Annotated in this window: 12 protein-coding genes; all 12 read right to left on the bottom strand. The window is 62.1% G+C overall.

Features of this window, described 5'->3' with window-relative positions:
• Positions 1-60: 60 nt before the first annotated feature.
• A complete protein-coding gene (locus tag WC421_10545; protein ID MFA5162671.1) occupies positions 61-1,287 on the bottom strand; it encodes a S8 family serine peptidase in 1,227 nt (408 codons plus the stop codon).
• Positions 1,288-1,440: 153 nt separating this feature from the next.
• The gene (locus WC421_10540; protein MFA5162670.1) at positions 1,441-2,679 is read right to left on the bottom strand and encodes a S8 family peptidase; all 1,239 of its coding nucleotides are present in this window, start codon (positions 2,677-2,679) and stop codon (positions 1,441-1,443) included.
• Positions 2,680-2,793: 114 nt separating this feature from the next.
• Entirely contained in the window at positions 2,794-3,807 is a 1,014-nt protein-coding gene (locus WC421_10535; protein ID MFA5162669.1) for a glycosyltransferase family 9 protein, read from the bottom strand.
• Positions 3,807-4,619: a polysaccharide deacetylase family protein gene (locus WC421_10530; GenBank protein ID MFA5162668.1), complete on the bottom strand. Its 813-nt coding sequence runs from the start codon at positions 4,617-4,619 to the stop codon at positions 3,807-3,809. Before WC421_10530 ends, WC421_10535 begins: the two co-directional genes overlap by 1 nt.
• Before the next feature lies 1 nt (position 4,620).
• Positions 4,621-5,370 (bottom strand): glycosyltransferase family 2 protein, encoded by a 750-nt coding sequence (locus WC421_10525; GenBank protein ID MFA5162667.1) that lies wholly within the window; start codon positions 5,368-5,370, stop codon positions 4,621-4,623.
• Complete coding sequence (locus WC421_10520) at positions 5,336-6,478, bottom strand: glycosyltransferase family 4 protein (GenBank protein MFA5162666.1); 1,143 nt, start codon at positions 6,476-6,478, stop codon at positions 5,336-5,338. The genes WC421_10525 and WC421_10520 overlap by 35 nt, the downstream gene beginning before the upstream one ends.
• Positions 6,429-7,514: a glycosyltransferase family 4 protein gene (locus WC421_10515; protein ID MFA5162665.1), complete on the bottom strand. Its 1,086-nt coding sequence runs from the start codon at positions 7,512-7,514 to the stop codon at positions 6,429-6,431. Before WC421_10515 ends, WC421_10520 begins: the two co-directional genes overlap by 50 nt.
• A complete protein-coding gene (locus WC421_10510; protein ID MFA5162664.1) occupies positions 7,511-8,485 on the bottom strand; it encodes a glycosyltransferase family 9 protein in 975 nt (324 codons plus the stop codon). Before WC421_10510 ends, WC421_10515 begins: the two co-directional genes overlap by 4 nt.
• Positions 8,486-8,494: 9 nt before the next feature.
• A complete protein-coding gene (locus WC421_10505; protein ID MFA5162663.1) occupies positions 8,495-9,991 on the bottom strand; it encodes a glycosyltransferase family 9 protein in 1,497 nt (498 codons plus the stop codon).
• Positions 9,988-11,265, bottom strand: coding sequence for a glycosyltransferase N-terminal domain-containing protein (locus tag WC421_10500; GenBank protein ID MFA5162662.1), 1,278 nt, complete (start codon positions 11,263-11,265; stop codon positions 9,988-9,990). Before WC421_10500 ends, WC421_10505 begins: the two co-directional genes overlap by 4 nt.
• Entirely contained in the window at positions 11,262-12,476 is a 1,215-nt protein-coding gene (locus WC421_10495) for a hypothetical protein (protein MFA5162661.1), read from the bottom strand. The genes WC421_10500 and WC421_10495 overlap by 4 nt, the downstream gene beginning before the upstream one ends.
• A 510-nt stretch (positions 12,477-12,986) precedes the next feature.
• Positions 12,987-13,160: a hypothetical protein gene (locus WC421_10490; GenBank protein ID MFA5162660.1), complete on the bottom strand. Its 174-nt coding sequence runs from the start codon at positions 13,158-13,160 to the stop codon at positions 12,987-12,989.
• Between the last annotated feature and the right edge of the window lie 142 nt (positions 13,161-13,302).

The raw sequence follows: 13,302 nt of genomic DNA, 5'->3' as shown, positions 1-13,302 counted from the left end.
TTACAACGCAAAAAAGGCAGCGCCCGGTTTTCGCCGGGCGCTGTTTCGCGTATTCCGGTATTATTTTTTGCTGATTTTGCCGGCGTCAACCAGCCCCGTGCCCTGCTCGTCCTGCGACAGGTTCGGCAGCTTGGAGGCGGCGGATTTCATTATTTCCACGGCGGCGTCTCCGTCTGCTGCGCCCGCCTGCACGGCCAGCGCGGCAAGCCCCGCCGCATGCGGCGCGGCCATGGAGGTGCCGCTCATCGTCTTGTACTGCCCGCCCTTGAAGGAGGAGTATATCGCCTTTCCGGGGGCGATGAACACTATCTGCGGCCCTCTGGACGAGAACGAGGCTATATTGTCGGATGAATCGCTTGCGGCTATGGCCGTCGCGCCGGGAGAGGCGGCTGGATAATTCACCGCTTGCCCGTTGTTGCCGGCGGCGCAGATGACGGCTATCCCCGCGTCGTGCGCGGATTTGACGGCCTGGTCCACCGCCGCCAGCGAGCGCGGCGCGCCAAGGCTCATATTGATGACTTTGACCTTCTGGCCTATGGTCCAGTTGATGGCATCCACGATATTGTTTACGGAGCCGCTGCCCTTGGCATCAAGACCCTTGGCCGCGTATATCCGGGCCTTGGGCGCGACGCCGAAGACGCCGTCTTCGCCGGCGCCCATTCCCGCGATTATGCCCGCCACATGCGTGCCGTGGCCGTGGTCGTCATTGGCGCTGATGTCATGGTTTACGGCGTTATAGCTGGCGGCTATATTGCCGGCCAGGTCCGGGTGCGAGAGGTCTATGCCGGTATCCACAATTCCCACTTTCACGCCGGAGCCGTCCAGCCCCCTGGCCCAGGCGGATTTGGCGTTGACGCGCGCGATGCCCCAGGGCATCTGGGCGGAGGCGTCAACCGATTTGGCCTCTGAAAAAGCGGGGGTGGAAACCGCGCCCTCGTCTATATTCCGCCGCGCCTGCCCGACCACCTGGGCCGCAGCCGGAAGAGGGGCGTAAACCGCGTTGAGCCAGTTGAGCGTCTCGTTATTTTCCACGCCGGTCGCGTTCGGCGCCCTGGAAGGAAGCATCGCCCGCACATCCCCGACGGCCTTGTTGGAAAAATCCGCCAGGGACTCGTTTACAAACTCGTAATCCGCTATCAGCCTGCCGCCCAGAGCTTGTATCTGGCTCTGGCGCTGCTGGGCCGTGGTGCCTGCCTTGAACAGCACCAGTTTGGTGGTGGTTTCCGCCGCGTTCGCCAGAACCGCAAATAACGCAGCGAACGCAAATGCCGCTGTAAACTTTCGCATGAACTCCTCCTTAGAATTTCGGCCTTCCCATGGCCTGACGCGGAAAGCCTTCAGGAACAACCCCATTGTAAGCTATTGCCCGTTCAATTTCAATGGCGGGAAACAGCAGGGGCCGCCCGAAGGCGGCCCCTGCCGGATAATAAGGAACGGTTCCTATTTGCCTATTTTTCCGGCATCCACCAGCCCGGCGCCCTGCTCGTCCTGGGACAGGCGCGGCAGCTTGGAGGCCGCGGCCTTGAGCATATCGCGCACCGCCTTGCCGTCGGAAGCGCCGGCCTGAACAGCAAGCGCGGCAAGCCCCGCCATGTGCGGCGAGGCCATGGACGTGCCGTCCATCGTCGTATAGCCGCCGCCGTTTTTGGTGGAGTATATCTGCGCGCCGGGGGCGATGAAAGCTATCTGCGGCCCCACGGAGGAAAAAAACGCCAGTCCATCCCCCGAAGTGCTGGCCGATATGGCTATAGCTTCCGGATACGCGGCCGGATAGCTGACGGCGGCACCGTAATCGTTGCCGGCGGCGCAAACCACTGCTATGCCGGCGTCAGCCGCCGCCTTCACGGCCTGATGAAAAGCCGGAACATCTTCCGGCCCGCCCAGGCTCATGTTGATGACTTTCACATGCTGGCCTATGGTCCAGTTAATGCCGTCAACAACCGCGCTGTCGTCGCCCTGCCCGTCGGCGCCCAGCACCTTGGCGGCGTATATTTTCGCTTTGGGGGCGACGCCGAAAACGCCGTCGCTGCCCGCGCCCATCCCGGCGACGGTGCCGGCCACATGCGTGCCATGGCCCTGATCGTCCGCGCCGTTATTGGTGTGATTGACCGCATTATAGGTGGCGGCTATATTGCCAGACAGGTCGGGATGCTTGAGATCTATGCCGGTATCCACTATTCCAACCTTCACGCCGGAACCGTCCAGCCCCTTGGCCCAGGCGGCCTTGGCGCCGACGCGCGCGATGCCCCACGGAATTTTAGCGTCCGCCGCCGAATCTGCCGGTCTGGCCTCGGAAAATGCGGGCGCGGCCATGTCGCCGGCGTCTATCCGGACGGAGGCGCGGCCCGCTATCTGCGCCGGCGTCGGGAACGAACCGTAGGCAGAGCCGTTAAGCCATTTCCGCCGCTGGTTATCCTGCACGTCGCTGGCGTTGGGCGCCCTGCCGGCGCGTATGGCCGCGCGGATGTCGCCTGCGGCCCTGTTGGAGAAATCCGCAAGGGATTCGTTTATGAACTCGTAGTCGGCTATAAGTTTTCCGCCAAGAGCTTCAATCTGGCTCCGGCGCTGTTCTGCTGTGGTGCCGGGCGTGAACAGCACCAGTTTGGTGCCGGTTTCGGCTGCATTCGCGATAACCGCAAATATCGCCGCGAACGCAAACGCCGCTGTAAACTTTCGCATTTATTCCTCCTTAGAAACAGCAAACTGCTCAACATGCCAATTGTAGGCAATTGCGCGCGTGGAAACAAGACCGGCAATCGCGCCATCGCGCCGCTTGCAGCAGATACGGAGATTTTAGAGGCGGGAAAGCAATTCGCGCAACTCGCCGAAAACGGTTTGCGGCGGCAGTTCCCGGAGGCACTTGATTCCGATATCGCAGTCGGATTTGCCGCAGCCGATGCAGGGCAGGTCCGTTCTGTAAACGGCGCGGTGGCGCGGGTCGCCCGGCAAATGCCAGCTGGCGGGATTGCTCATGCCGTATATCTCCAACGTGGGTGTCCCCGCGGCGGCGGCAAGATGCTTGGTCCCGTTGCAGTTGCAGACCAGCACTTTCAGCCCCGCCAGCAGCGAGGCCAGCTCCGCCAGCGATTTGCTGGGCGGCGGTATTAACGCCGCGCCGCCGCTTTTGCCCGCTATTTCGGCGGCAATGTCTTCCTCGCCGGGGCCGCAGAAAACAAGCGTTTTGGCGCCCAGCTCTTTCGCGGCCAGCCGGGCCAGTTCCGCGTAATGCTCCGCCGGCCACCGCCGGGTGGCTTTGCGGGAAGCCGGCGCAAGCCCGATTATCAAATCGCCCGGCCTGATGCCCAGCCCTTCAAAAACCCCGCGCCGATATTGCGCCGCGAAAGGCGGCAGCGCAAAAAACGGGCGCGGACATGCGTCCGTCTTCACGCCCAGCGGCTCCAGCATTTTCACTTTTTTGAATCCCGCGTAGATGTTGTTGTCCAGCAGCGGCAGCAGGACGTTGTAGGCCCATTTCGCGCTTGAAAAAGCCGGCCCGGCCCGCAGCGGCGCGCCGCTGAACAGCGCTATCAGCCGGGTGCGCGGGTTTGTCATCAGGTCTATCACCCAGTCGTATTTGCGGCGGCGGACATCAAAAAACGCCTTCAGCGGATGCCGCCTGTCGTAAATAATCACGTCCGCAACATGGGGATTGCCGCGCAGAACTTCGTCGCAGGGACGCTCGGTTATAAAATCTATTTTCGCCTGCGGAAAAGCCCGCGCCAGCGTCTCGGTGGCGGGCGCGGTAAGCAGCACATCGCCTATGCGGCGAAGCTGTATTATAAGAATTCTGCGCGGCTGCGGCAGCATCAAAACCTGGCGCGGCCCCTGGTCATGTTTAGATGGAAGTCCAGCATGAAATCGTCCCCGCGCACGAAAATGCGGCGGATGGTCCCCATCTCCGGCTTCCAGGGCCAGGGAGCTATGCCCTGCTTCACGCTGAAATCAAACTTGAACCCGGCCTCAAGCGCCTTCTGCCGCACCTCCGGCACGAAAGCGCCGGAGCCGTAGGGATAGGCAAAACACGGTATTTCATGGCCCAGCTTCTCCTCCAGCCGCTTTTTGCATTCGCGCATTTCCCAGGCCGCCTCCTCCAGCGGGATTTTAGCCAGGTTCTTGTGATTCATCGTGTGTGCGCCCATGTCCATCACGCCGGAGGCCAGCATCTCGTTTATCTCCTCCCAGGTGAGCATGGGCAGCCAATGCTCGCTGTCCGGGTTGTGCCACTCGTTGTTTTTGCCCAGGGTGTTATAGACTAGGAATATATTGCCTTTCGCGCCCTTTTCCTTCAGGATGCGGTAAGCCTCGGTGTAATTGTTGCGGTAGCCGTCGTCAAAAGTTATCAGCACCGGATTGGGCGGCAGTTCGCGCTCGCCGCGCGCGGCGGCGGCGATATCGCGGAATAAAACCGGCGCATAGCCGTGCCGCAGCAGGTAATCCACCTGTTTTGCGAACACTTCCGGCGAAACCCATAAATTGCCGAGTTTGGAGCCTTTGGGCGGCACTCCTATTTTGTGATACATAAGCACCGGCAGGCCGGAGACCTTGCCGCGCCACCAGTTCCATCTCGCGCTTAATCCCGCCACCGCCAGAGCCGCCGCGCCCGCCAGAAGTCCTGTCATATCATTCTCCTTGTTCAATGCGCCAGAGTTTCACATATTTTACAAATACATAGAATGCGGAAACCGCGCTCCACGCCAGCCCGGCAAAGCCGTCCAGAAATCCCAGCCGGAGGAAGAATCTTTTGTGGAACTCCAGCGGGACAAAGCATATCCTGAAAATGCTGAACCGCTTCCCCTGCCCGTGCATTTTCCTCGCCGCGAGAGTGGTGTAGCGGTTGAATTTGTCCAGATACTCCTCCATGTCCGGGTAGGAGTTGTGTATAACCGGGTGTTTAAGCGCGCCGACTGTCCCGTCCACGCGCACGCCCTCGTGGACAAGGCCGCCTTCAAACCGGCATCTGGATTTGCGGAAAAGCCGTATGTGCCGCTCCCCCCCCAGCCCGCCGTGGCGCATTCTGCGCCCCAGGAAATAATTCACATACGGCAGGGAGTATGCGTCCGCCCGCGGACCGGCGGCGAAAAGCGCGGCGATTTCATCTTTCAGCTCCGGCGAGAGGGTTTCGTCCGGGTCCAGCTGCAAAATCCAGTCATTGGAGGCCAGGTCCAGCGCGGCGTTTTTCTGGGAGGCGTAGCCGTCAAACTCGCGCCGCAGCACGCGCGCTCCGGCGGCGGCGGCTATTTCCCCGGTGCGGTCGGAAGACATGCTGTCCACAAGCGCGATGCCGGAAACCAGGCCTTTCACGCTGTCCAGGCAGCGGGGCAGGTCTTTTTCCTCGTTATGCGCTATGAGGGCAAGGGTTATTTTCTCCATAAATCTCCACCATGCGCTCAGCCGCGGCTTTTGAAAGGAACCGCTTCCTACGCTGGAAACCGCGCCCGCGCAGCGCGCGGCACAGCTCCGGCGATTTGAGCAGCTTGGCGATAATGCGGGCCAGTTCCGCCGGCGAGCTGGGATTTACCATGAAGCCGTCTTCGCCGTCGCTTATTATCTCCTGCGCGCAGGCGCCGCGCACGGAAACCACCGGCGTGCCCGCGGACATGGATTCCAGAACGGAGCCGCCTATCCCCTCCCCGCGCGAGGCGACAGACAGCACGTCGAACGCCGCCATCAACGCAAGCGGCTCCTCATAATTGCCTATCACATGCAGCCGGTGGGGCACTTTAAGCTCCAGCGCCAGCCGCCGTATCTCCCCCAAAAGCGGCCCGGAGCCGGAAATGACGAAATGCGTCCACGGCACCTCCTGCAGCACCAGCGGCACCGCCCGCACGAAGGTGAGCGGGTCGCGCTGGCTTTCAAACCCGGTTATGGCGCCGACGCAAAACGAATCCGGCGGAATATCCAGTTCCGAAAACAGGCGCTGCCGGGCGGCGGCGCGGAACTTGTCCAGCCCGTCGTCGTCCCACGGGAAACCGGTTTCGGGGATGCAGTCGAGGACCAGTTCCACACCCGGCTGCGGAACACCGGACTTGAGCAGCATTTTGCGTATATTCTCAGAGGCGGCGACCACCTTGTGCGCGGAGGCGTATTTCATCCTCGCGGAAGCCGAACCGGAAAGCGGATACTCGTCCCGGCGGCTCACTATGCGGCGCGCGAAGCCGGCCTTGGCCGCCATGAAAGACACCGCCGCCGCATGCGAGCTGTGGGCGTGGATTACGACGCCGCCGGGCCGCTGGCGCAGCATTATCTGGCCGCGCAGCATAAGCGCCGACAGCGGGTCCCACTCAAAAAGAAAAGGCAGGTACATCACGTCAAAGCCCGCCTTCCTGCCGGCGATATCCAGCTGCGAGCCTTTGCGGCAGACTATGCAGTTCCAATGGCCCAGCGCGCGCAGCTGGAAAGCCAGGTAAAGCAGCTGCCGCTCGCCGCCTTTAAGCGCCCTTTCGCTGTCTACGTGAAACACCGCAAATGGCCCATTCATATAAATCGTAAGCCGCCTGTTCAAACGCCTGGGGAGTGTGCCCGGAGAGATAATTTTCCCGCGCGCTCCTGCCCATTTGCGCGGCAAGCTCCGGCTCCGCCGCCAGTTTTGACAACGCCGCCGCGAGCAGCGCGGTGTCGCCGGGCGGGACAAGAAAACCGTTGACGCCGTCGCGAACCATATCCGGCAGCCCGCCCACGGCGGATGCCACCACCGGCACTCCGCAGCACTGCCATTCCAGCGCGGCGCGCGACACCGCTTCGGAACCCAGAGAGGGCACTATCCCCGCGTCAAAGCCGCTCATGTATTCAAAAACGTCTGGCACTCTGCCGCGAAATTCCACGGAAGAGGAAATTCCCAGCCTGTCCGTGAACTGCCGCAGCTGCGCGGCGGAGATATTGCAATCCTCCCCGGACACTTCCAGCCGCGCCTGAGGACAGGTTTTCAGCAGCCGGGCGAATGCCTCTATCGCTGTCCGGTGGCCCTTGACCGGGTCCAGCCGCGCCACTATCGCGACCCTGAATATATTATCTTTTTTCGGCGGCTTTGCCGCCGGGGCGCCGTCAAAAATCCCCTGGCCCACCATGTCGGCGCACACGCCGGACAGTCCCAGCCGCTTAAAATCCGCCAGAATGAGCGAATTGGCCGCCATGAACCCGTTGGTGCGCTTCCACAGCGGGCCGGAGAACAGCCTGCGCTGCGCGGGCCTGGCGTCGGCGCGGGTGCGCACGATTGCGGCGGGGGATTTCAGAAACGCGTTCAGCGCGACCGCCATGGTGTGCGAGCCGCCCGTGTGCGCGTTGATTACTTCCGGCGCGAAATGCCGCGCCATGCGGACCAGCTTGTAAAAATCCCGCCAGCCTCTGAAGGCCGCGCCCTTTATGCCCAGCTTGTAGGCGCGCCTGCTGGCATGGCTGCCCGCGCGCGCCAGGTATAGCACCTCCCGGCCCGCGGACTGCTGCGCCGCGGCCAGGACCAGCGAATACTCGGTAAGCCCGCTGTCCCAGGTTTCGTTGCCAAGATGCAGTATTTTCATACTCCCGCCGCACGCTCCCGGACCGCCCTGAAAGCGTTTTCCACGGTTATGGTTTCCATGCGTCCGTCCCCCGCCTCCGGCTCCAGCACGGTATGCGGGCCGCCGCCGTACGGCCCCCACCGCCCGGCGGAACAGCCCTTCAGTCTGGGATAAAACGAAACCGTAGGCGTCCCCAGCGCGACCGCGATATGCAGCGGCCCGGTGGAATTGGTTGCCACCAGCCGCGCGCGCGCTATCACCGCCATCATCAGCCGCAGGGACACAGGCTCGTCCATTAAGGCGGCTTTGCCCGACATCGCGTCACGGACGCGGCGCAGCAGCGGCAGTTCCCGCGCAGAACCGGTAACCAGCACCTTCGCCTCCGGCATGGAGGCGGCTATTTTATCCGCCAGCCCGGCATAATGCTCCGGCGGCCAGGCTGGGGCGGAACCGCTGGAGCCCGGATGCAGCACAAACAGCTCCCCGTTTCCCGCAAGTCCGCATTTGCGGGCCAGATACCGGTCCGCCTCGGCGCGTTCCTCCGGGGTTATGAAAAGCGAGGTTTTCGCGCCGCGCGCGTCCGCGCCCAGCGGAGACAACAGCCCCAGATTAAAATCCGCCTCGTGCCCCGGCGCGGAGGAGCGGTCCTGCCGCGCCCTTTCGCTGAAAAACACGGACCAGATTTTGGAGGCCGGCCCTATCCTGCGCGGTATGCGGGCCAGCCGGGCCGCCAGCGCGGTCCTGAAAGTAACGAAAAAATGAACGCAGACATCAAAATTTTCCGCGCGCAACTCGCGCGCAAGCAGCGGCAGCGGCTTGTCCAGAATTATCCCGTCAACCGAGGGATGCCCGCGCAGGATTTCGGCGGCATAGGGACTGGCCAGCACCGTTATATGCGCTGCGGGCCGGCTTTTGCGCAGGGCGTTGATGGCCGGAGTGGTCAGAACGAGGTCGCCGACTCTGTCGGTGCGGACCAGAAGATATTTTTCCACACAGTGATTCTACCGTTTGACGGAGAGAAGCTCAAGCCCCGCCCGGGCGGCGGCGTCCGCGGTGATAAGCCGCATGCACAGGAAATGGCCGCGCGGGCAGCGCAGCCCGCCGTGAAGCGCGCACGGCCTGCACGGCAGGCCGGCCTGCAGGACGCGGTGGCCTTTCCCGTATGGAAAAAATCCAAGCTCTTTGGTGGTGGGGCCGAACAAGGCCACCACCGGAACCCCGCAGGCCGAGGCTATGTGCATGGGCCCCGAATCGTTGGTCAGGAAAATCCCGCAAAGCGAGACCAGCGCGATAAGCCCGCGCATGTCCGTCCGTCCCGCCATGCTCACGGCCATGCCGGGGCAGGCGGCGGCGATTTGTGAACACAAGCCGGCATCCCCTTTGCCGCCCACCAGCACGGCTTTCGCGCCGGAGGCGGCGTTTATAAGCCTTATGGCCTGGGCAAAACGCTCCGGCGGCCAGCGCTTGGTGGGCCAGACCGAGCCGGGATGCACCCCTATAAGCAGCGGCGATTTCCAGCCGGTTTCAGCCTCCAGGGAGGCCAGAATTCCGGCGGACAGCGGCTTGTCTCCGCCCAGCGCGGCGCACACGCAATCGCCCGCGCCGGCCACGGCGTTAAGGAGCGACAGGTTGCGCTCCGCATCATGCAAAAGCCAGGAAAAAGGCGCGGTTTTGGTAAGGAACGCCCTGCCCGCGCTTTTATCAAAGCCCACCCGCTCCGGTATGCCGGCCATTTTAGCCGCCAGCGCGCTGCGAAACGAGCGGTGCGGGATAAGCGCCAGCGAAAATCCGCCCGAGCGCAAATTCTCCACCAGCGCGGTAAAGCCGCGCACAACGCCCGCGCCGCGCTTGTCGTCCACTATTACCTGCGCCACTTCCGGCAGCCTGCGGAAAATATCCGCCGTTTCGGGCCGGGCGGCCACCGCCAGCCGCGCCTGCGGAAACAGCTGCGCCGCGCGCCTGACAAGCGGCACGGTAAGCACCGCATCGCCCAGAAAAGCGGTCTGTATTATGCAGATTTTTGAGGGCGCGGCGGCGGAGCGGCCCGCCGCCAGGTCCGCCAGCGAGGGAGAATCGCAGACTACCGGGATGCCCCATTTGATCAGGCTGTCCAGATAGCGGTCCAGCACATGCCGCTCCAGCGCGGGGCTTTGCAGCCTGAATTTGACAAAAAACCGCCGCGCCAGCGAATCCTTGCGGTAGCGGGATTTCTCCGCTATGCCGGACATCACGCCCAGCAGCGCCGAGCGCGGATTGGCATGCAAATCCAGATAATGCGTGAATCCGCCAGCCCTGGCGCGCGCCAGCGCGGAAAAAAAACCCTCGTACGGAATTATTTCGTCTATGCAGGGATGCCCGGCCAGCGCGGCGGCGTACTGCGGTTTGACCATCACCGAAATGCGCGCGTCCGGCCAGTGCGCCCTGATATTGCGGTAAACCGGCGCGGTCAGCGCAATATCGCCCAGAGAGGACAGCCGCACCACAAGTATTTTTTTCACGCTTTTTGCGCGGCCAGCGCGGCGGCCACGGCAATGGTCGCGCCGCGGAAGGTTTCCGCAGCGGACTGGGCGGCGGCGCCCGCGGCGGACAGCGCGGCGGGGTCGCCCAGCAGCGCGGCGATTTTTACGGCGGCGTCCTGCGGCGTTATCTGCAAACCGCCGCCGGACTTGAGCAGCGCGGCGGCGGCCTCCGGCGTGTTATGCACGCTTTCGCCAAACAGCACCGGCCTGCCGGTTATGGCGGCTTCCAGCAGATTATGCCCGCCGCGCGGGGCTATGGTCCCGCCCACAAAGACCGCCGTCCCCGCGGCGTAGAACGCGGGCAGCCAGCCCATCTCGTCCAGCACCAGACAGTCGCACATGGCGCAGTGGCTGCCGGCAAGGCAGTCGCCAAGCAGCGTATAGTTGACCCTGTTCTCCGCCAGCAGCGCCGCCAGCGCGGGGCCGCGCTCCAGATGCCGCTGCGCGATAACCAGCCTGAACCCGGGCACGGAGGATTTGAGCGCCTGTATCATGGGCACGAAAAGCCGCTCTTCCTCCTGATGCACGCTGCCGCAAACCAGTATTTTCGCCCCCCCCCAGCCCAGCCAGGCCATCATCTCGCCGGCCCTGGAAACATTATCCGGCCTGGATTGCAGCAGGTCATATTTGATGTTGCCGGAAACCGTAACCCCGCCAAAACCCAGCCCGCGATAGCGCGCCGCGTCGCGTTCCGTCTGCGCGCAGACCAGGGAGACATGCTCCCCCATCAGCGATACAAGCGGCCTGATAAACCCGTAGAGCCGCGCGCTTTTTTCCGACAGCCGCCCGTTGACTATGCTTATGTCCGCCCCGTTGCGCCCGGCGCAGACGAACATATTGGGCCAAAGCTCCGTCTCTATCACCAGCAGGCGGGACGGGCGGAACGCCGCCATGAAATCCGAGCAGAACGGATAAAAATCCAGCGGGGCTAGCACGGCCTCGTCCGCAAATGCGCGCGCGGCCTCCCTGCCGGCGGAGGTGGAGGCAGTAACGAGTATTTTGAGGGCGGGGTTTTGCGCGCGCAGCTTCTGCGCCAGCAAGGCGGCGGATTTTATCTCGCCCACGCTGGCGCCGTGAATCCACAGGCAGCCTTTGAAATCCGGCCTGGCGGAATAGAGGGCGACGCGCTCTTTAAGCTCCCCGGCCAGCTCCTTAAGCAGCGCGCGCCGCGGGGAAACAAGAAACCAGAGCAGATAAGCCGCCGCGGCGGGCAGAAAAACCAGGTTAAGCGCGGCCAGCAGGAAATAGCTCATCTGGAGATGATTATTACCATCAGCCCGAAAAACACCATAAGCGCGCCGGCCAGGATTCTGAAAACCCCGGCCTGGCGCGCGTCCAGTTCATGCCGTTCAACAGCCGAGGCGGTGGCCACCGCCAGAATGGTCAGCGGAGTGGCATACAACACGCTGTAAACCCCGGTAAGCCAGTACTGCTGCCAGGCCGGGATACGCCTCACGGACAGCAATTTTTCAAATATAGCCGGCACCCCCGCGGTGCAGCCCAGCGAAACAAGACCGGAGAGCGCCGCAAGCGCCGCGACTGCGGCGAGCGAAACCGGCATTTTGATTTCCAGAGCGCGTATCCGGTCAACCAGGCCGCCGGAATCCGCCGGCAGCAGTTCCCTGAGGTATACCGCCCCCGCCGCTGCCGCCGCGCAGCCCACCGACACGGTTATCCACCTGCCGAAACCCAGCACAAGGAAAACTTTCAGCCAGGATACCATGAAGGCGAAATATACCGCGGCGGACACCGTGGAGAACACCGCTATCGCTGCCAGCCTCTGCCTGCGGGACGCGGGACAGGTCAGCAGCCCCGCCAGGAACATCAGCGCCCACATGGAGCAGGGGCTCAGCCCGTCCAGAAACCCGGCAACAGCAGTGAATTTGACCAGCGGAATGGTAAGCGGGTCAACCGCGCCAAAAAGCGGTATGATGCTGCGCGGAGTTGTCTGCGGCGCGGGCAGGCCGGCGGGGCGCGGCGGCTGCAGCGCAGCCTCTATCGCAACATCCGTGCGTCCCTCGGTGAAGCCGGCTATGCACCCCCCTTTTACAAAGAACACAGGCACGGATGCCGGTTTCAGTCCGTGTTTTGCGGCATATTTTTCAAACAGGGCGCGGTTTGAGGCGCTTTTTTTGATTTCGTATAAACCCGCGCGCAGACCGGGCCGACCTGCGGCGAAAGTATCAAGCCACTTTTTGGCTTTCAGGCAATGTTCGCAGTCGTAGGTGTAAAACAACGTTATATCGGGAGCGTCGTCTTGCGCCTGAGCGGACGCCTGTCCAGCCGCCGCTTTGGCGCGATGAGAAGCGGCGCCATGCCGGGGCGGCTTCGCCTTGTTCCGCGCAACTGCGGCATGTCCGCCGCGCCCGCCGGAAGCCGGATGGGGCGGGGAAGCGCCATCCCCGGCAAAACAGGAAACAGCCAGCGCCGCGCAAAGCGCAGCCGCCAATGAAAATGTCTTCATTGGGACATTATATAACTTTAGCCGGAGGCGGGAGGGGAAATGGGAAAAAGCGCGCGCATGCGGTGCCGCATGCGCGCGCTTTCCGTCTGCGGAAAACGGGATTTCCCGCCTATTCCCTTAGGAAGCTGTAGGTAAGCGCGACGCGGTGCGTTGCCCCCAGGTCCTGATACGGGGCAAGGGCGTAATCTACCTTAAACGCAATGCCAGGAACTTAAGAGCCGTTTGTATTGGAGGAATAGGCGTTTTGATGTGTTGTATGAAATGGTGAAAGCTGCCCCGATGCGATAATTGTGTTTTCACTGCCCGTCGGACACGGCAATCGCCGATATTGCTGGCGTGGTAAATGTAAAATGGGCAGTTCCGTCTGTCACGACGAGAAATCGGCTTAAGTTCCTGGCATTGACCTTAAACGTCTTAAACATCAGCTCGAATCCCAAGTCACTGTGAATGGAAAGAGCAGAACCGATTAAAAGTAAAACAACAAATTTCCGACACTGTGGATATTGGTAGCTAATTTGATGCTGGTATTTCCACGATGACAGGCAATTCTCCTGTAACATATGGCCTCAATTCATGTTTCGGAATATCGTGCAACTCCATGAAAGTGAAACGGACAGCCTCAAGCAAACGTTCCATTTCGATCAATCTCTGCGGAGCAATTTCAGGAAGCATTTGCTCATTCATTTCTTTGCTGATTCGGTTAACCTGAAAACTTCAGTAGCCCGTGCTTTTGCCAATGAAAGCCGGGAATGTTTTTGTGCCTGATTTTTTCGCTCTTTTTATTGCCCGATAACGCCTCCTTTTACCTGTTCCTTTTCATCCGCTT

The organism is Elusimicrobiales bacterium (genome assembly GCA_041651175.1).
Taxonomy (GTDB): domain Bacteria; phylum Elusimicrobiota; class Elusimicrobia; order Elusimicrobiales; family Elusimicrobiaceae; genus JAQTYB01.
This window is presented reverse-complemented; position numbering and strand designations above follow the sequence as displayed.